The organism is Vibrio viridaestus (genome assembly GCF_003856525.1).
In the GTDB taxonomy this organism is placed as follows: Bacteria; Pseudomonadota; Gammaproteobacteria; order Enterobacterales; family Vibrionaceae; genus Vibrio; species Vibrio viridaestus.
This window is the reverse complement of record NZ_RJVQ01000012.1, coordinates 31,224-49,227: the sequence shown is the minus strand read 5'-3', so window position 1 is coordinate 49,227 and position 18,004 is coordinate 31,224. Positions and strand designations below refer to the sequence as shown.

General features: G+C 43.6%; 19 protein-coding genes and 1 pseudogene. 6 read left to right on the top strand and 14 right to left on the bottom strand.

What is annotated here, in order from left to right; translation table 11 throughout:
• The first annotated feature begins 184 nt into the window (after positions 1 to 184).
• Genes EES38_RS19095 through EES38_RS19085 form a run of 3 tightly spaced genes read left to right on the top strand, consistent with a single transcriptional unit; the run spans position 185 to position 1,194 of the window.
• Positions 185 to 487 carry an ElaB/YgaM/YqjD family protein gene (locus EES38_RS19095; protein ID WP_124938816.1) on the top strand — a complete coding sequence of 101 codons (303 nt, stop codon included), beginning with the start codon at positions 185 to 187 and terminating at the stop codon, positions 485 to 487.
• Positions 488 to 504: 17 nt separating this feature from the next.
• Positions 505 to 879 carry a hypothetical protein gene (locus EES38_RS19090; protein WP_124938815.1) on the top strand — a complete coding sequence of 125 codons (375 nt, stop codon included), beginning with the start codon at positions 505 to 507 and terminating at the stop codon, positions 877 to 879.
• Between the two features lie 9 nt (positions 880 to 888).
• Positions 889 to 1,194, top strand: a complete 306-nt coding sequence (locus tag EES38_RS19085; RefSeq protein ID WP_124938814.1) for a hypothetical protein — start codon at positions 889 to 891, stop codon at positions 1,192 to 1,194.
• A gap of 543 nt (positions 1,195 to 1,737) precedes the next feature.
• On the opposite strand, the gene hemB is transcribed toward EES38_RS19085, so the two are convergent.
• Positions 1,738 to 2,781: a porphobilinogen synthase gene (gene hemB, locus EES38_RS19080; RefSeq protein ID WP_124938813.1), complete on the bottom strand. Its 1,044-nt coding sequence runs from the start codon at positions 2,779 to 2,781 to the stop codon at positions 1,738 to 1,740.
• Positions 2,782 to 2,956: 175 nt separating this feature from the next.
• On the opposite strand from hemB, the gene EES38_RS19075 reads away from it, so the two are divergent.
• Positions 2,957 to 3,718 (top strand): TatD family hydrolase, encoded by a 762-nt coding sequence (locus EES38_RS19075; RefSeq protein WP_124938812.1) that lies wholly within the window; start codon positions 2,957 to 2,959, stop codon positions 3,716 to 3,718.
• Here the strand turns inward: EES38_RS19075 and tatC are convergent.
• The 10 genes and pseudogenes from tatC to EES38_RS19025 all read right to left on the bottom strand — a co-directional run bounded on the left by tatC (position 3,704) and on the right by EES38_RS19025 (position 12,887).
• Entirely contained in the window at positions 3,704 to 4,453 is a 750-nt protein-coding gene (gene tatC / locus EES38_RS19070; protein WP_124938811.1) for a twin-arginine translocase subunit TatC, read from the bottom strand. The genes EES38_RS19075 and tatC overlap by 15 nt on opposite strands.
• A gap of 45 nt (positions 4,454 to 4,498) precedes the next feature.
• The gene (gene tatB / locus EES38_RS19065) at positions 4,499 to 4,885 is read right to left on the bottom strand and encodes a Sec-independent protein translocase protein TatB (protein WP_124938810.1); all 387 of its coding nucleotides are present in this window, start codon (positions 4,883 to 4,885) and stop codon (positions 4,499 to 4,501) included.
• Between the two features lie 32 nt (positions 4,886 to 4,917).
• Positions 4,918 to 5,073 (bottom strand): annotated as a pseudogene (gene tatA, locus EES38_RS19060) (twin-arginine translocase TatA/TatE family subunit); the annotation flags it as partial.
• 47 nt (positions 5,074 to 5,120) lie between these two features.
• Entirely contained in the window at positions 5,121 to 6,755 is a 1,635-nt protein-coding gene (gene ubiB, locus EES38_RS19055) for a ubiquinone biosynthesis regulatory protein kinase UbiB (RefSeq protein WP_124938808.1), read from the bottom strand.
• Positions 6,752 to 7,357 (bottom strand): ubiquinone biosynthesis accessory factor UbiJ, encoded by a 606-nt coding sequence (locus tag EES38_RS19050; protein WP_124938807.1) that lies wholly within the window; start codon positions 7,355 to 7,357, stop codon positions 6,752 to 6,754. The genes ubiB and EES38_RS19050 overlap by 4 nt, the downstream gene beginning before the upstream one ends.
• 12 nt (positions 7,358 to 7,369) lie before the next feature.
• Complete coding sequence (gene ubiE, locus EES38_RS19045; RefSeq protein ID WP_124938806.1) at positions 7,370 to 8,137, bottom strand: bifunctional demethylmenaquinone methyltransferase/2-methoxy-6-polyprenyl-1,4-benzoquinol methylase UbiE; 768 nt, start codon at positions 8,135 to 8,137, stop codon at positions 7,370 to 7,372.
• A 67-nt stretch (positions 8,138 to 8,204) separates the two neighbouring features.
• The gene (gene rmuC / locus EES38_RS19040) at positions 8,205 to 9,761 is read right to left on the bottom strand and encodes a DNA recombination protein RmuC (protein ID WP_124938805.1); all 1,557 of its coding nucleotides are present in this window, start codon (positions 9,759 to 9,761) and stop codon (positions 8,205 to 8,207) included.
• Positions 9,762 to 9,892: 131 nt separating this feature from the next.
• A complete protein-coding gene (locus EES38_RS19035) occupies positions 9,893 to 10,531 on the bottom strand; it encodes a bifunctional 4-hydroxy-2-oxoglutarate aldolase/2-dehydro-3-deoxy-phosphogluconate aldolase (protein WP_124938804.1) in 639 nt (212 codons plus the stop codon).
• Between the two features lie 23 nt (positions 10,532 to 10,554).
• Positions 10,555 to 12,354 carry a phosphogluconate dehydratase gene (gene edd, locus EES38_RS19030; RefSeq protein WP_124938803.1) on the bottom strand — a complete coding sequence of 600 codons (1,800 nt, stop codon included), beginning with the start codon at positions 12,352 to 12,354 and terminating at the stop codon, positions 10,555 to 10,557.
• A gap of 2 nt (positions 12,355 to 12,356) precedes the next feature.
• Positions 12,357 to 12,887 (bottom strand): gluconokinase, encoded by a 531-nt coding sequence (locus tag EES38_RS19025; protein WP_243694228.1) that lies wholly within the window; start codon positions 12,885 to 12,887, stop codon positions 12,357 to 12,359.
• 133 nt (positions 12,888 to 13,020) lie between these two features.
• Between EES38_RS19025 and gntU the strand changes: the two genes are divergently transcribed.
• Positions 13,021 to 14,364 (top strand): gluconate transporter, encoded by a 1,344-nt coding sequence (gene gntU / locus EES38_RS19020; protein WP_124938802.1) that lies wholly within the window; start codon positions 13,021 to 13,023, stop codon positions 14,362 to 14,364.
• Between the two features lie 40 nt (positions 14,365 to 14,404).
• Here gntU and gntR read toward each other — a convergent pair whose 3' ends face one another.
• Positions 14,405 to 15,415 (bottom strand): gluconate operon transcriptional repressor GntR, encoded by a 1,011-nt coding sequence (gene gntR, locus EES38_RS19015; protein WP_124938801.1) that lies wholly within the window; start codon positions 15,413 to 15,415, stop codon positions 14,405 to 14,407.
• Positions 15,416 to 15,597: 182 nt separating this feature from the next.
• Between gntR and EES38_RS19010 the strand changes: the two genes are divergently transcribed.
• The gene (locus tag EES38_RS19010) at positions 15,598 to 16,500 is read left to right on the top strand and encodes a DMT family transporter (RefSeq protein WP_124938800.1); all 903 of its coding nucleotides are present in this window, start codon (positions 15,598 to 15,600) and stop codon (positions 16,498 to 16,500) included.
• Here EES38_RS19010 and araC read toward each other — a convergent pair.
• Together araC and EES38_RS19000 are read right to left on the bottom strand one after the other, a co-directional pair.
• Positions 16,497 to 17,333: an arabinose operon transcriptional regulator AraC gene (gene araC, locus EES38_RS19005; protein ID WP_124938799.1), complete on the bottom strand. Its 837-nt coding sequence runs from the start codon at positions 17,331 to 17,333 to the stop codon at positions 16,497 to 16,499. The genes EES38_RS19010 and araC overlap by 4 nt on opposite strands.
• A gap of 98 nt (positions 17,334 to 17,431) precedes the next feature.
• Positions 17,432 to 17,959, bottom strand: a complete 528-nt coding sequence (locus EES38_RS19000; protein ID WP_124938798.1) for a hypothetical protein — start codon at positions 17,957 to 17,959, stop codon at positions 17,432 to 17,434.
• Positions 17,960 to 18,004 lie beyond the last annotated feature (45 nt).

Below are 18,004 nucleotides of genomic sequence, written 5' to 3'. Positions count from 1 at the left end.
GATACTCTTCTCAATCTCATACCACTCAATACCGTGAAATATTTACATGTGATATGAATAATCTTTGCACACAAAAAGATAGCCCATTGATTAAAAATCAATTAAATACATATAATTCATAAACTTACAAAGTTGGCACGTAACTGGCTTGATATAAATCACTAACTAAATATAGGAGGTTGCTATGCCAGCTAATACTAAAACCACTCAAGATAAAGCTCATGAGAAAATTGATAACACAGCAGATGCTGCTCATCGTAGTGTAGATTCGGTTTCTGAATCAGCGGAAAGAAATCGTGCGCACCTTCAAGAAGTATCAGAGCAAATCTCTCAGCAGGCTCAGAAAATGGCTGAGTCAGCGAAAGAACGTTCAGACAAAGTTGCAGAATCTGTCGGTTCGTATGCTAAAGAACATCCCATTAAAACAGTCGGTATGGCATTTCTTGCCGGTGCAGTAGTTGCAGGTCTCATCGGGAGACGTCGTTAATCACTGTGGAGAACGTCATGGATAATAATAATCCTGACCAACCAGCAGTTAATGACGAGAACGTATTCGAACGCCTGTTAGTCACTCATCAAGTATGGTTAAAACAGGTGCTCGGTCTCGCGGCACTGGAAGCGAAAATTTGGGCAGCTTCCGGTGCCCAGCTCATAGCGTTAATCTGTGGTGTCGTATTCCTTTCAATCACCGCTTGGCTTCTACTCATTACACTTGCTGCCGTTGCAGCTTGGCACTATGGCTTTTCTTTAATTGCTATTGTCACGACTGCGTTTGGTCTTGTTGTAATTTCAACTGTCTTGATGATGCTTTGGGTTAGGAAAACACTAAAAGCTATGGACATAAATAAGTTGTTGGATACTGTTATCCCCGATGATTGAGGAAGGTTTATGTTTTATATAAATGAAATGAAAAAAAAACGCGAAATTCTTTATGAATCGGCTCAAGTGACAAAACGCGCCGCCAAAACAGCCCGCCATCGTAGTCAGCAAAAAGTCCTGTCAGAACTATCTTCCAAAAAATCTCTCGCCTGCAGTTTTCTATTGGGTATGGCTTCAACAACCGAAACAACAAATCGCCACGTTCTGTCCAACATAGTAAACACGTTGCTTACTACCCTAAAGAGTGAATTAGCAATACAACTAGTCGATATCGCTCAACAAAATTTCTCACAAGACGACAAAACGACTAAGTAGCCCACAAAACTGTGGATAACTCTGTTTATACTTTTTATCCACAGACTACCCACATCCCAAAACCCAACCAAGATCAATTTTAACCCATTGTTTTTATTGTAAATAATTTCAGATCGCACAGAGCTAAATGGATCTTTAAAAGATCCCATACTGTGGAAAATAATTTCTCCTAACTATAAATTTGTGCGCAAAAATTAAACTTTTGGCATAAAAAAAGCGACATTCGAAAATGTCGCCTAGCATAAAATAGAAAGCCAATAATGTGTTTATCGCCTTCCTGATAAGCTATAAATTACACTGGAAGCAATGTGAGCAATGTCGTGTCAAAAAGAACTTTGTCAATCCCAAATGAAGAACGTCTGAAATATCATCTGTTTTTCTGTTTGAGAATTCCTTCATTCCCTAAGACAAGTTAATAATAATTATTCTCATTTATAGAGTCAAGCACTAAATGAGAAAAAGTCTCATTTAATTTTTACTATTGGCGATATAAACAAAAAAAGCTGGCGACTGCGCCAGCTTTTTGTATGAAATGAAATCAGATTACTCTTTTCTCAAGTGGGAAGCTTTTGCTCTCCCCTCTTCAGCTAACCATTCAGCAACGCGCTTAGTGAAGTATGTCAGAATGCCATCAGCACCAGCTCTCTTAAAACAAAGCAAAGACTCCATAATGGTTTCTTTTTCTTGGAGCCAACCATTATTAATTGCCGCCATATGCATCGCATACTCACCGGACACCTGATAGGCGAACGTAGGTACCTGAAGTTCTGTTTTTACGCGTCGAACAACATCTAGATATGGCATCCCAGGCTTAACCATCACCATATCAGCCCCTTCGCTAACATCCATTGCCACTTCATGAAGAGCTTCATCAGTATTAGCAGGATCCATTTGGTAATTTTTCTTATTACCGCCTTTTAAGTTGGCTGCGGAACCCACCGCATCACGGAAAGGACCATAATAATAAGACGCATATTTCGCAGAATAAGCCATGATCTGAGTATAGATAAAGCCGTGCTCTTCCAGTGCTTCACGAATTTTACCAATTCGACCATCCATCATATCAGATGGGGCTACAACATCCGCTCCAGCAGCAGCATGAGACAGAGCTTGCTTCACCAAAATTTCTGTTGTTTCTTCATTAAGAACATAACCATCTTCATCAATGATGCCATCTTGTCCATGGGTAGTATAAGGGTCTAACGCAACATCCGTAATCACCCCCATCTCTGGCACATGCTCTTTTAGAGCTTTCACTGCTCTTTGGACTAAACCTTCAGGATTATAAGCCTCAGCAGCATCTAACGTTTTAACGTCTTGATTAACTACTGGAAATAGCGCTAATGCAGGGACACCGAGGTTAGCCAGATATTGTGCTTCTTCGACTAGCAGATCGATAGACAGACGTTCAATACCAGGCATAGATTCAACAGCTTCACGTCGATCTTTTCCCATCAAAACAAAAACAGGGTAAATAAGATCGCTCACCGACAACTGATTCTCAGCCACTAATCTGCGGCTAAAATCATGTTTACGAATACGGCGCATACGACGTCCGGGAAACTCACCTTGAATCGAAACTGACATTTTATCTCCTTATTCATTATTGTGCGCAAAAGGCACAGCTCAGGCTTTGCTCAAAATAATACCACTGACTCTCTATTTCGGCATGAATTCCCGTTAGAAAAATGCCAAAATGATCTAAAAGAGCGCCTTTCAATGCTTTTATTCCACTCTTTTACAATCAATAAGTGAGTTTTCTATGATCGATACCCATGCCCATATTTACGCTGATGAGTTTAACCATGACCGAGATGAAATGGTGAAAAGAGCGATTGATCAGGGCATTGAAATGATCTTATTACCCAATATCGATTTAGATTCGATAGCACCTATGCTTGAGACCGAAAGACGCTATCCTGAGCTATGTCGTTCAATGATGGGGCTCCACCCTTGCTATGTTAAAGAAGATATAAAAGAGACACTAACGACCATCCACAACTGGTTTGAACAGCATAACTTTATCGCTGTCGGTGAAATTGGTATCGATTTATATTGGGACAAAACATTCAAGCGGGAACAAGAGTATGCGTTTGTCACTCAGTTAAACTGGGCCAAAGAACTTAACCTCCCTGTCGTCATACATACTCGAGACTCTATCGAAGAAACACTGACGCTTCTGAATACTGAACAAGATGGGTCGCTAAGTGGAGTATTCCATTGTTTTGGTGGATCAGTAGAAGAAGCGAAAGCGATCAACGACCTCAACTTTCATCTTGGTCTTGGTGGAGTATCCACTTTTAAAAACGGCGGTATGGACAAAGTGATTCCTCACCTTGATATGAACTATGTGATTCTGGAAACTGACTGCCCTTATCTGGCACCCGTCCCACATCGAGGAAAGCGTAACGAGCCCGCCTACACGGAACTCGTTGCTAAAAGGATTGCTGAATTACGAGATATCAGCGTTGCTGATGTAGACAAGATAACCACTAGTAACGCAAAAACGCTATTCAGGTTGTGATTGTTCTTCTTCTGGCTTTTTCGTATAAAAACGGGCGCACAATAAGCCAATTTCAAACAGCAGGCACATCGGTACAGCAAGTAGCGTCTGTGAAATAATATCGGGAGGCGTCAACAGCATCCCGACAATAAAGGCACACACCACAATATACGGGCGTTTTGCACTTAAATCTTGCGGTGTTGTTGCTCCCGTCCAGCACAACAGAATAATCGCGACAGGCACTTCAAAAGCCACACCAAACGCCATAAACAATGCCAAAACAAAATCTAAATAACTGGATATATCCGTCGCGTAAGTAACACCACCCAAGTTGATAGACGTAAAAAAGGCAAATATCAGAGGAAATACAACATAGTAGGCAAATGCGATTCCACAGTAGAACAGCAATGAACTCGAGACAAGCAACGGTAAAACAAGGCGCTTTTCATGTTTATACAGACCCGGTGCCACAAATCCCCATATCTGATAAAGAATATAAGGTACCGCCAGAAAACCTGCACTGATCAGTGTAAGTTTCATTGGCGTAAAAAACGGTGAAGTGACATTTGTTGCGATCATCGATGCACCCTGCGGCAATCGATCAATCAAAGGTTGGGCAATAAACTCATAAATATTATTTGAAAAATAAAATAGCGCAGCAAAAATTACGAGAACAAAAACAATACTGCGTAACAAGCGCTGCCTAAGCTCAAGAAGATGGCTAATCAACGGCTGCGTTTGATCATCATTCGACATAATTACTCACTTGCGAGACAACAATTTTGGTCAAACCCAAAAAGGTTAAGATTTAGAATGAGGTTGGTTTGCTTTCGAGTCAGAAGACATTTCGTTCTTTGGTGAATCATCTTCCTGATTTTCTTTCCCTGAAGCAGGCCTTTCGTAGGAGGACTGTACTTCAGTTACCGATTTTTTAAACGAATCAACAGATGAATGCAGTTCAGAAGAGAGCTCTTTCAGCCCCAGATTCTCTGACTGTTTAAGGTCATCCTGAAGCTCTTTTAGTTTTAGTTCCTGGGAGAGCTCGTTCTTGACGGAGTTCGCTGTTTGTCGAACTGCGTTTGTAAACTTCATCACAGAGCGAATCGCATTGGGTAACTTTTCAGGGCCAAGGACGACTAACCCAATAATGAAGATGAGAACGAGTTCCCAAAAACCAATATCAAACACGGTAGCCCCTATTATTCGTTAGGCTTATTTTTTTCAGATTTAGCTGTTGTATCATCAGCCATAGCATCTTTAAAGCCTTTGATTGCTCCGCCTAAATCACCACCAAGTCCGCGTAATTTTTTTGTTCCGAATAGTAGAATTACAATCGCTGCAATAATAAGCAGTTGCCAAATACTAATACCACCCATAATTATTTTCCTCTATATAGGTAAACTGTGTCCGCACTTATCTCTTTTTAACGACGATACAGACGCCAGCTCAAAGACCAACTAATAACACCAAGAACTCCGGTAGTCCACGACAAATCAGAGTGCTCACTCGTTACCAGAATTGTTGAACACACTATCAGTGTAGCACCAACCCCCAGCAAGAACTTAGCTGAACCGTGCTGGCGTTTTGTCTGTCGATAGCCATGATAAATTTCGTCAAGGCGATTCGACATAACTCTACCCTGTTTCAAGCTATCATAAACTAACTCTGGAAGTTCTGGCAATTTCTCTGCCCACATGGGCGCTTTCTCTTTAATCGATTTAATCACAGCCCCAGGGCCGACCTGATCGATCATCCAACGTTCAAGAAATGGCTTAGCCGTTTTCCATAAATCAAGCTGAGGGTATAACTGTCTACCTAATCCTTCGACATACAGCAATGTTTTCTGTAATAACACCAACTGAGGCTGAACTTCCATCTGGAAACGACGGGCTGTATTAAATAAATTCAGTAATACGTGACCAAACGAAATCTCACAGAGGGGTTTAGCAAAGATAGGTTCACAAACCACCCTAATCGCACATTCAAACTCATCAACGTTGGTATCGTAAGGAACCCAACCGGACTCGACATGCAGTTCGGCAACACGACGATAATCACGATTAAAGAAGGCGAGAAAGTTCTCCGCTAAGTAACGTTTATCTTCTTTATTCAACGTTCCTACGATTCCACAATCAAGTCCTATCCACTGTGGGTTTTCCGGATGGTCTGGGTTAACAAAGACATTCCCAGGATGCATATCTGCGTGGAAAAAGCTGTCACGAAATACTTGAGTAAAGAACACACTAACGCCACGTTCCGCGAGAATTTGCATATTCACGCCACGCTCACGCAACCCTTCAACGTCAGATACCTGTATACCATAAATACGTTCCGATACCATGACAGTTCGGTTACTGAGTTCAGAAATCACCTCAGGAACGTACAGTTCTTCACTGCCTAAGAAATTACGGCGCAATTGAATAGCATTGGCAGCTTCACGCCGTAAATCGAGTTCATCAAGTAGCGTTTTTTCATACTCGCGTACCACCTCAACAGGCCGTAATCGACGAGCCTCTGGTAACGCGCGAGCAACAATTCCAGCCATACGGTGCATTAAACGTATGTCTGCCTGAATCACTGGTTCGATATCCGGGCGAATCACCTTAATAACAATATCGCGACCGGATTCTTTTAATTTAGCGGTATGTACCTGAGCAATCGATGCCGATGCCAGTGGTTTAATATCAAAATCATCAAACCAATTTTCAACATCACCACCCAGCGCTTTTTCAATATGCTGTTTGGCTAAATGCCCATCAAATGGCGCTACATTGTCTTGAAGTAACGCTAGCTGATCTGCGATATGAGGCGGGAAAAGGTCACGTCGCGTCGACATCATCTGACCAAACTTAATCCAAACCGGACCAAGCTCCTGCAATGCAAGACGCAGACGTTCACCCAACGGCTTCTCGGGATATTTATTTTTCAGCCAGAAAACCGATTTTCTGGCGAGCAGAGGTGCTTTAAGCAATTGATGATCAGGTAAAAGTTCATCTAATCCATATTCCAGTTGAACCTGAATAATGTGATAAAGGCGTTTTACTTCTGATAGCCTCATATTTTCTCCGCTAACGCATTTAAACGTGACTCAACCTGAGCAGCCTGTTGATTAACATCGTCAACCTGATCGCAAAAATAAGCCACTTCCAGCGGTCCTGGAGCAACTTTCCATTCTTCGGTAAGAACCTGAGCCAAATGTCGCTGGTGCTTATTGGCTTGCTGCTTAAACGTATCGAAAAGCTGACGGCCAGTATGAGCAACAGTATGGGCAAGTGCGTCACCCACCCACTGTGTTAACCACTCTTCAATGTCAGGCTTAGCATCGGTCAGCAAAGTTGCAAACTTCTGAGCCAATTGAATATCACCCTCTAGTACAAGCAAATCTTGCTTGATTAACTGAGTAATATTGGCTTGCTCTCTAAGTTGTGGCAGTGTTTTTAGTGAGACAGAAAGATAACAATCAGGTTCCCCCTCATATTGCCCAAGCACATCAATTTGCTGGCTAAAAATGAAAGTCAGTGTCTTATCAAACTCTTTGATATGAAGTTGCAGTACTTTACCTTTGAGGCGAGAACATTGGCGAACCAGGTCAGAATCGCTCTGCACGAGACGGTTTAACGCCGTCTCAATCGTTGCCGTGATTAATGGATAGAAAGGCATAGCCTGACCTCCTTAGAATTTAAAGCCGCGGTGTAAAGCGACGATACCACCAGTGAGATTATAGTAGGTGGTTTTCTCGAACCCAGCCTCTTCCATCATTCCTTTCAACGTCTCTTGGTCTGGATGCATGCGGATAGACTCTGCAAGATAGCGATAACTTTCTGAGTCATTTGCCACAAGCTGCCCGATTTTAGGCAATACATGGAAAGAGTATGAATCGTAAATTTTTGAAAGTGGCTCAAGAATCGGTTTGGAAAACTCTAGAATAAGTAGACGACCGCCCGGTTTTAATACACGGAACATAGAACGAATTGCCGCATCTTTGTCTGTCACATTACGTAAACAGAAGCTGATGGTGATACAGTCAAAGTAATTATCTGGGAAAGGTAATTCCTCAGCATTTGCCTGAACATAATGAACATTACCGACAATACCATTATCACGCAGTTTATCGCGTCCCACATTCAGCATAGAGTTGTTGATATCAGCAAGGATAACATGGCCCTTTTCACCCACGATGCGAGAAAATTTTGCCGTTAAGTCGCCAGTACCACCACCTAAGTCAAGAATACGCTGTCCCGGGCGAGCACCGCTACAATCGATAGTAAAACGCTTCCACAGACGATGAATGCCACCCGACATCAGGTCATTCATGATGTCGTATTTTGCAGCTACTGAGTGAAAAACCTGCGCAACCTTCTGCACTTTTTCATCTTTTGCGACCGTTTGGAAACCAAAATGCGTGGTTTCCTGGCTTTCTACTGTGTTATTTGATTGCACGTGGTACCTACCCTAAATCCAAAAAATCCATTGCAAACCGCGAAGTAACCTCCACGATTTAAGGCCATTAGTTTACTTTATCCTGGCTCACTTGTCTTTCAGCAAGCGACTCATTTTGCTCTTCATTTTTATTGCCCGAAGCAAACCTCAATGCATCGCGTTGTGAACGTTCAGCTAAATGCGCAGGCATAGAACGTTTCACCTCCACACCCAACTCACGAAAACTCTCAGCCTGACGTAGTGCATTTCCACGTCCAGTAACAAGTTTATTCATCGCTCCCTGATAATTTTGATTCGCTCTATCCAGAGACTGACCCAGAGAGTCCATATCTTCAACAAACAGTCTGAGCTTGTCGTACAGCTTACTGGCTTTGTCGGCGATAATTTTCGCGTTTTGATTTTGCCGCTCATTTTTCCATAAATTATCAATAGTTCGTAGTGCGACTAATAATGTCGTTGGACTGACCAAAATGATGTTTTGTTCCATCGCATCTTTCACTAAAGAGGGATCAGCCTGCACAGCCAGTTGGAACGCAGGCTCAACAGGAATAAACATCAGTACATAATCGAGACTTTTTATCCCTTGGAGCTGGTGGTAATCCTTACGGCTTAGTCCCTTGATATGGTTTCGAATCGCAATCAAGTGATCGTTTAACGCTGAAGCCCGATGATGATCGTTTTCCGCATGAAAATACCGTTCGTAAGCGATCAGAACCATTTTAGAGTCGATAACAACCTGCTTATCATTAGGTAAAAAGACCACCACATCAGGCTGATACCGCTTACCGGACTCATTTTGCAAACTGACTTGGGTCTGATATTCATGTCCTTCTCTCAGTCCGGACTCTTCCAACACGCGAGCTAAAACCACTTCACCCCAATTACCCTGCTGCTTGTTGTCACCTTTCAATGCCTGAGTTAGATTCAACGCCTCTTCAGCCATCTTTTCATTTAATCGTTGCAATGTTTTCAGTTCATGCACCAACGTATGCCGCTCTTTGGCTTCTGCTGAAAAACTGTCATTGACCTGCTTGCGAAAGCCATCTAACTGATCACGCAGAGGATTGAGGAGAGTCTCCAGGCTTTGTTTATTTTGCTGATCCACTTTGGCAGCTTTGAGGTCGAATAGCTGATTGGCAAGAGATTCAAATTGCTGCTTAAGGCGATTCTCCGAATCTTCAAGAAACTGAATTTTTTCTTTACCATGCTCGATCTGTTCACGATGCAATGTCTGCAATTCGCGATACTGAGCTTCAAGGTTGGCTTTTTGTTCACGAGCCTCCGCAAGCTCCTGCATAAAGCGTTTTCGCTCAGCTTCAATGGTTTCTAAGTAACGCAGCTTTTCCATCACAGCCATAAACTTACCATGCGACTGTTTGAGTTCATGCTGATCCCGATCTCGCTGAGCATCAAGCTCATCCAGCTCCTTATTCGCTTCACTTAACGCATTCTCGAGATAGTCGACCTTCTGCTGAGAAAGAGTATGTTGCGTTGCTAGCTCAGATTGTAATGCCTGAATCTCATGGCGACTTTTTTGTACCGACCACCAGCGAGTCAATACGCCAACACCAATGATGGAAGAAATCAGCACTAAGATCATTTGATGTTCTGTTATCCACTGCATGAACTAATACCTGAATGTGACTGTATTTACTTAGAAAGAATATTTTACCACTGTATAAATGTCCAGATAAACGCCTTTAGAGATCAAAAAACCCAGTCAAATGACTGGGTTCATGAATAACCAGAAGAGACTTACTCAGTAACAGCGCTAATCGCCTGTTTGGTTAGCTCAGTGATTCGAGCCCAATTACCTTCTTTCATCGCTGCTTTATCTAACATCCAGGTTCCACCAACCGTTGCGACACAATCGAGTGAAAGATAGCTTTTAGCATTATTAGCATTGATGCCCCCCGTTGGACAGAAACGAACATCAGGAAGTGGCGCTGAAATCGCTTTAAGAGTTGCGACACCACCATTCGCTTCTGCAGGGAAAAACTTCAGACAATCATAGCCATAAGACATCGCCGTCATAATTTCACTCGGTGTTGCAACACCAGGGATAAATGGTACATCCGTCGTATTCGCATGCTTTAACAAATCAACACTAAACCCTGGGGACAGAACAAATTGAGCACCGGCGGCAACGGATTGGTCGTATTGCTCTGGAGTAATAACCGTGCCCGCACCAACCAGCGCATCAGGCAGTTCGCTGGCAATCAGTTTAATCGCTTCAAGTGCACAATCCGTGCGCAGTGTTATTTCAAACACATTGATACCGCCATCACTTAACGCTTTTGCCATCGGTAATGCATCTTCAATGTTTTCAATGACCATAACCGGTACAATCGGTGATGCAGCAAAGACTTTTTGTGGTTCAAGTTTCCAATTCATAATGATTTACTCTCTAATTTTATTTATACGTTATGGTAAAAAACAGAGGCACCTAGCTCTGCACTTGAGACGTTATCTCGAAACGTTTTAAACAGTTCGCGACCGAGTCCGATTCCAGTATGAATACACTCATTGTCTATTTTTGCTTCTCGCTGTGATAAGTCGTCGAGTACATTCAACTCGCCAGTATTCGCATTAATTTGCAGCGCATCACCATCTTGTAAGTAAGCTAATGGCCCACCACGCTTGGCTTCTGGTGTCACATGGATGACCGCAGGTACCTTACCCGATGCACCAGATAAACGCCCATCAGTAACCAATGCCACACTTAATCCATCTTTCATCAAATTAGACAAAATAGGCATCAATTTGTGCAGTTCGGGCATACCATTCGCCGCAGGGCCGTTATAGCGAACCACAATAATGACATCGCGAGTAAACTCTCCCCGATAATAAGCCGCTTCAACGTCATTCTGATCATTGAACACTCTAGCAGGCGCTGATATTTCTCGCTTATCCGCAGCAACGGCACTGACTTTAATCACCCCTCGCCCAAGGTTACCGTCCATCACCTGAAGACCACCATGAATACTAAAGGCATCGCCTTCCGCCGCAATAACGGCCTCATCCATACTGCCACTATCGCTACGATAGATAAGGTTACCGTTATCCAGTAATGGCTGTTTAATACCATCAGCCATCGTGCCATAGACCGAAAGAGCATCGGTATAGAGTAGCCCTCTTTTCGCTAGCAGGCTTAATAAACACGGTACTCCACCGGCTCGCTGAAAACCATTGATGTCTGCTGGCCCGTTCGGATACATTTTAACCAGTAATGGTACAATTTTAGACAAAGCATCAATATCATCCCAACTAACAATCCAACCCGCAGCTCGAGCTACCGCCACAAGGTGCATCGTATGGTTGGTGCTGCCACCAGATGCCAGTAAGGCAACTAATCCATTCACAATGGCCTTTTCATCCATCAACGACGCCAGTGATATCGTCCCGTTTTGAGCCTGTGCTGCAATTTTCCTTGCGCATTCGCGAGTAAAGACCTCACGCAGTTCATCATTAGGCGCCACAAATGCCGAGCCTGGGTACATCAGTCCCATCGCTTCAAACACCAGTTGATTGGTATTGGCTGTACCGTAGAACGTACAGGTTCCTTCTCCGTGATAAGCGCTGCATTCCATATCTAAAAGTGCGGACTTATCCACTTCGCCACGTGCATATTTTTGTCGAATGTCGACTTTCTGATCGTTACTGATTTCTGTCGACATAGGACCTGCAGGAATAAAAGCCGCTGGCAGATGGCCAAAGCTCAATGCGCCCATTAGCATACCAGGGGCAATCTTATCGCAGATCCCGAGAAGTAAAATGCCATCGTAAGCGTTGTGACTCAGTGATACCGCGGTTGCCTGAGCAATCAGATCACGAGAAAACAGTGACATCTCCATACCGGGTTGTCCCTGAGTAATACCATCACACATCGCGGGTACGCAACCGGCAACCTGAGCAGTATGACCGACGTCGGCTAACGCACGTTTAATCTGATCGGGATAGTGCTGATAAGGGGCATGGGCGCTCAGCATATCGTTATAGGATGAAATAATAGCCAGATTCGAGCGGGTAAAGTCCAGAACTTTGCCTTTTTCTGATGTCGGGCATGCCGCCACTGTATGAGCCAGATTACCGCATGATAATGTATTGCGACTTTTTCCTTGCTTGGCCTGATTAGCCATCTGCTGCAGATAGCTTGCTCTGGATTGAGCGCTACGAGCGACGATCTGTTCAGTAACGCGAAGTAGCTCCTCGTTCATACTTATATCCTTACAGCTTCATCGATAGCAGATAAACAACGGTCAACGACTTCGTCCATGTTTCCATCGATGCTAACAACAAGTACATCGTGTTCGTCGTCTCCTGGCATTTCCAAGGTCTCAAACTGGCTTTTAAGAAGCTCAATTGGCATGAAATGGTCTTTACGCGACTGCATTCTCTGGCTCACTAATTCGAAATCGCCATGCAGGTAGACGAATTTCACTTTCTCGTTACCTTCACGAATCAGATCACGATATTTACGTTTTAATGCTGAACAGACGATTACACCCGTTTCACTTTTTTGCTCAATACTGAAAGCCGCATCATTAATACGTTGAAGCCAAGGAGCACGGTCGTCGTCATTAAGAGGAGAGCCTGAACGCATCTTAACAATGTTTGCTCGCGGGTGAAGATCATCGCCATCGATAAACTTGCTTGGGAGCTTTTGGGCTACCATAGCCCCAATGGTCGATTTACCGCTACTCGATACACCCATAAAGACAAAACTGTAGCCTTTTTTCATATCTTTCATTTTATTGACCCTTATCTCATTTTTTAAAATTGGCAACTTTCTATACTTTTCATCCTACCATGTTACCGATAACATGTTACCCGTAACCTATAAAAATGTGAACCATATAACAACTGAACAAAAGGTACCCAACATGTCAGATATATCTCTGATCTTCACCGCAATAGGATCGATAGCGCTGCTATTGGTGCTGGTTATGAAAGTTAGACTCCATGCGATCGTGTCGTTAATTCTGGTCTCGATGCTGGCGGGTCTGTTTTCTGGAATGAACCCTGGCGATATTGCCGCAACGATTCAAAAAGGGATGGGCGGAACGCTAGGTTTTGTCGCTGTCGTTGTCGCACTCGGCGCAATGTTTGGTAAGGTAATGGAAGCAACCGGAGCTTTGGACCAAATCGCGCATACGTTACTGCATAAATTTGGTACGAAGAATGCCAATTGGGCGCTGACGTTTACTGGCTTTATCTGTGCTCTACCCCTGTTTTTCGATGTAGCAGTGGTACTGCTTATCGGTATCGCTTTCGCCATCGTACGAAAAGGTGGTGGTAGTGTGGTTAAGATCGGTATTGCTTTATTAGCTGGTATCGCAACATGTCAGGCATTTCTGATCCCAGCTCCTGGCCCAATTCTCGTAGCCTCACAGCTGAATGCTGACTTTGGCTATATGATCATTTTTGGTCTTATCGCGTCTGTACCGGCTATGATATTAGGTGGTCCGATTTTCGGTAGCCTAATCGCTAAAAAGGTGAACGTTGAACTGCCAGCTCATGCTCAAATGGAAGACGAATCACGAGAAGGCAATGGCACTCCCTCGTTTGCGCTGTCATTAAGTATTGTCGGTTTCCCTTTAATTCTGATCGGTTTAAAAACCATTGTGTCACGCTTTGTTGACCCACAATCTAATCTACACCAATGGTTGGAACTGATTGGTCACCCGTTTACGGCTATTCTTATCGCATGTCTAACCGCGTTTTACGTACTGGGTATTCGTCGTGGCATATCTAACAACCGCATTATGGATATTTGTGGCAGTGCCCTACAACCAGCTGGCGTTATTATTCTGGTAACGGGTGCTGGTGGCGTCTTCAAACAGGTTCTGATCGATTCAGGTGTTGGTGCCGCGTTGGGGAATATTCTGGCAGGTTCAGGACTACCGATCGTCGCATTAGCCTTTATTCTTGCAGCCTCGGTTCGTGTTATCCAAGGTTCAGCGACCGTTGCGATGCTGACAACATGCGGATTAATAATGCCAATGCTCGCACCACTCCAACTTGGCGGCGCTCAATTGGCGGCCATTACTATCGCGATTGGTGGCGGAGCTATCGTATTTTCCCACGTGAACGACTCAGGCTTTTGGCTAGCAAACCGCTATCTTGGGTTAAGCGAAAAGCAAACGTTGCAAACATGGACAATCATGGAGACCATTATCGGCACTACTGGCGGTATCGTTGCCCTGATTATCTCGATGTTTCTGTAACCTCTCACTACGGCATGCTATTTAGGCATGCCGTTTTCATCTATTTCTTCGTTCGCAGTGACTGACCAACGTCAATTTTGAATCCTAGATCGATCACTTTATCCGTCATATCCTCTTCACCAAGACGTTTAATCAGTTCTCTCGCTGCCACTTTGCCCATTTGTTCGCGCGGTGTTATAACACTGGCAAGTTTCGGCTGCATTGACTGACCGATGTCATGCCCGTGGAAACCAGCCACACCAATTTGTTCAGGAACAGAGATACCCTGCCGTTGACAATCAAAAATCACGCCAGCCGCTAAGTCGTCGTTCGTGCAAAAGAAACTGTCCGCATCTGGGTATTTTGCTAAAGTCTGGTGTAATAATTCGGCGCCTAATGAAAAAGAGGAAGCCGTATTAGTCGTCATATGAATGGGAGTCAAACCCGCCTGAGTCATTGCTGCATCATAACCCTGCATTTTTAGCTTGGTACGGATGTCCATCCGCGCTCCAAGATAGACGATATGCTGATAACCCGCCGCAATCATGGCCTCCACCATAGATTGAGCCGCGAACATGTTGTCAAAGCCAACACACTGCTGCAGGCATGGGGATACACAATCCATTATTTCAATAACGGGGATCCCAGCGGTTTCAATCATACGTTCTGTACGTGGTGTGTGATAACTCTCAGAAAGAATAAGACCATCAATATTATACGAAAGTAACGACGCCACACGTTCTTCTTCCACTTCAGAGTGATATCCATAGTGCGCAAACATCGTCTGATATCCGCATTCACCAGTGACATCTTCAATACCCCGAATCACCTCAGAAAAAACTTGGTTGGTAAGAGATGGGACTAATACACCGATAGCACGACTTTTAGAATGCGATAAAATTTCTGGCGCTCGATTAGGGATATAACCCAGTTCATCTAGAGCCAACGCTATTTTTTCCCGAGTCGCAGGAGAAACCTGCTCTGCGTCTTTCAGATAGCGACTTACCGTCATCTTAGTCACTCCAACCTGATCGGCGACATCTTGCAGGGTTGGTCTTCTTTTCTTGTTCATGTATCGGCCTTTATCCCCGGGGAGATCGTGTAACGAATTAAATGATTGAGCGAAAATGTCTTACTCAAAACGACTATTCATTGGTTTTCATGGTTCTATAATAGTTTTCTCTATATAGTCAGTAAACAAATACACAAAATCATCGCATCAGATGATGATAAATAACTCTGAGTCAGCACGCTATGGATGAAAAAAAAGCAATCTTATTTGGTTTGAGTGCCGTATTGATGTGGTCGACGGTCGCGACCGCGTTTAAGCTAACGCTGCAAGAGCTTACACCGATACAAATGCAAACGATAGCCAGTTATGTCTCTGTTATTGCTCTCTTTGTTATCTGTAAACAGCAAAAAAAGACGCATCTTATCGTTTCAACATTCAGTGCTAACCCAAAGTTCTTTATCGTATTGGGGCTTATTAATCCCTTTGCTTACTATCTGATTTTATTTAAAGCCTACAACCTACTGCCAGCATCACAGGCGCAATCTATCAACTACAGCTGGGCTATCACGCTCACGTTTATGGCCGCGATTGTGCTGAAACAGGTGATACGTAAGCAGGATTACCTAGCCGCCGTCCTCTGTTATGCGGGCGTCATTGTTATTGCGACACAAGGTGATGTGATGCAAATGAAGTTTGAAAGTCCTCAAGGTGTCGCACTGGCTCTACTATCGACGTTACTTTGGGCGGGTTACTGGATCTTAAACGCCAAAAATAAGGCCGATCCTGTCGTTAGTGTCTTACTTGGATTTCTAGTATCACTGCCCTTTTCTACCGCAGTTATGCTGTACCAGGGTTTCACGTGGAACACAATCTCTTGGCAAGGTTGGTTAAGTGTTACTTATGTGGGTCTCTTCGAAATGGGTGTTACTTTCTTTTTCTGGCTCAATGCGCTTAAACACACGCAAAATACCGCCAGAATCAGCAACCTTATTTTTATCTCTCCGTTTATATCGCTGATCCTACTCGCGTTTATTATTGGTGAAACTATTCACGTCAGCACCTTTGTAGGCCTGATAATGATCATAATCGGATTAACGGTACAGCAGATTAAATTTAAAAAGAAAGTTGCTGATATCCAGCTTTAAGTTATTTGCTCACGATAGATTTTCGGACTGACTCCAGCTTTACGTTTAAATACTCGCGAAAAATAGAGCGGATCAGAATAGCCAACAATACGACCAATCTGATTAACCGAATGGTTGGTCGTTACAAGCAGTTGTTTAGCGCGGCTAATGCGTTGATCGTCACGCCATTGAGTGATGGTCATCGCCATCTCATCACGAAACAGGTGCCCGAGCCGAGATGGTGATAAACAAATATGATCAGCAACATCTTCAATAGAAAACTCCTGATTCAGGTTCTGCGTCATAAAGTTCATCGCTTCAATAATTCGAGGGTCAAGCGCCTTAGTCATCACATCCGGCTGTAGTGATTTACAACGGATAAGTAGCTGTTCGAGCAGATTAATGGCCAGATCATTGCGATATGGTACTTCTGATTTTGACGTGTATTCGATATCGATAAACAAACGTTCTATTTGCTCAAAGGATTTACGATCCAGCCCTCGTGTAATGAACACACCATTATGTTGTTCTTGCCAACTTAACCAGTCATGCCAGAACGCTCTTGGTCTAAAGTAGACCCAACGGTGAAACCACGACACTGTATCTTTTTTTCGATGGTAATAGTGCGCCGCAGTCGGAGGAAACATCAGTAGATCTCCGACCTGAACATCAAAAGCATCATCACCCGAAAACAGAGTTCCCTCGCCTTTACTGGTTAAGTTGATAATGTACCCTTTCATTCCGCTGGGTCGATTTATCACATAGTCCAGCTCATCACCTTCAATAATAGGAGTCAAGCCAGCAACCAAATGCGCATCAAAGTTATAACCGGGTTTTAGAGGATCATTTTGCATCCATCACCAATAGCCAATACGTTAGAATTATCTGACCATAACAGTCAGGTATGAATTTAGAGTGTAGAGAAATAAGCCATCCGTTTCGTTTAACTAGCTCATAATTCTTTATTCAACACGATCCATTGCGACGCAAAAAAGGCTTCTTTGAAGTCCCTTTTTCGCTGCTCAATCAAATAATCACTCGGTTTTTCGCGATTTCGGTGTTGCCATTCAGAGAGACGGTCAAACACATCGTGGCTTTGAGCCGTATGTTGATAGGTAGCGTTAACCTGATGAATTTTATGTCTAATATCGAGGCGGGTTGGAACACTGTTACGCGCTAGATAATCAATGACGAGCGAGCCCTGACTAAACGTGTATGTCAAACCAATTGAGAGAGCTTCGGACATTCTGACGTTGCACCACTGCTCTATCATGTTGTCTTTAATACGAAAACGCCATGGAAAATGCTGAGTTTCTATCATTTCGCCATTGTTAACCAACTCCAAGTACCCTGAATAGAGCAACTTACCATCCTGACGTAGCTGAAATGCATTGGGTTGATGCGACAAAATTTCCAGCTGCCAGTCATGGTAACTGAGTGATGAATTGGCAAGTACAATGTCGTTATCGGATTTTTTCAAATGACCACCTATGGTTACACCTCACTACCATATGGTAGTGAGGTG

Coding starts and splice junctions, on each gene's coding strand:
- rmuC (WP_124938805.1), bottom strand. CDS start 9,761: ATGCAGTGGATAACAGAACATCAAATGATCTTAGTGCTGATTTCTTCC.
- araC (WP_124938799.1), bottom strand. CDS start 17,333: ATGCAAAATGATCCTCTAAAACCCGGTTATAACTTTGATGCGCATTTG.
- EES38_RS19090 (WP_124938815.1), top strand. CDS start 505: ATGGATAATAATAATCCTGACCAACCAGCAGTTAATGACGAGAACGTA.
- EES38_RS19010 (WP_124938800.1), top strand. CDS start 15,598: ATGGATGAAAAAAAAGCAATCTTATTTGGTTTGAGTGCCGTATTGATG.
- gntU (WP_124938802.1), top strand. CDS start 13,021: ATGTCAGATATATCTCTGATCTTCACCGCAATAGGATCGATAGCGCTG.
- ubiB (WP_124938808.1), bottom strand. CDS start 6,755: ATGAGGCTATCAGAAGTAAAACGCCTTTATCACATTATTCAGGTTCAA.
- EES38_RS19050 (WP_124938807.1), bottom strand. CDS start 7,357: ATGCCTTTCTATCCATTAATCACGGCAACGATTGAGACGGCGTTAAAC.
- EES38_RS19035 (WP_124938804.1), bottom strand. CDS start 10,531: ATGAATTGGAAACTTGAACCACAAAAAGTCTTTGCTGCATCACCGATT.
- EES38_RS19075 (WP_124938812.1), top strand. CDS start 2,957: ATGATCGATACCCATGCCCATATTTACGCTGATGAGTTTAACCATGAC.
- EES38_RS19095 (WP_124938816.1), top strand. CDS start 185: ATGCCAGCTAATACTAAAACCACTCAAGATAAAGCTCATGAGAAAATT.
- EES38_RS19085 (WP_124938814.1), top strand. CDS start 889: ATGTTTTATATAAATGAAATGAAAAAAAAACGCGAAATTCTTTATGAA.
- edd (WP_124938803.1), bottom strand. CDS start 12,354: ATGAACGAGGAGCTACTTCGCGTTACTGAACAGATCGTCGCTCGTAGC.
- EES38_RS19025 (WP_243694228.1), bottom strand. CDS start 12,887: ATGAAAGATATGAAAAAAGGCTACAGTTTTGTCTTTATGGGTGTATCG.
- hemB (WP_124938813.1), bottom strand. CDS start 2,781: ATGTCAGTTTCGATTCAAGGTGAGTTTCCCGGACGTCGTATGCGCCGT.
- gntR (WP_124938801.1), bottom strand. CDS start 15,415: ATGAACAAGAAAAGAAGACCAACCCTGCAAGATGTCGCCGATCAGGTT.
- tatC (WP_124938811.1), bottom strand. CDS start 4,453: ATGTCGAATGATGATCAAACGCAGCCGTTGATTAGCCATCTTCTTGAG.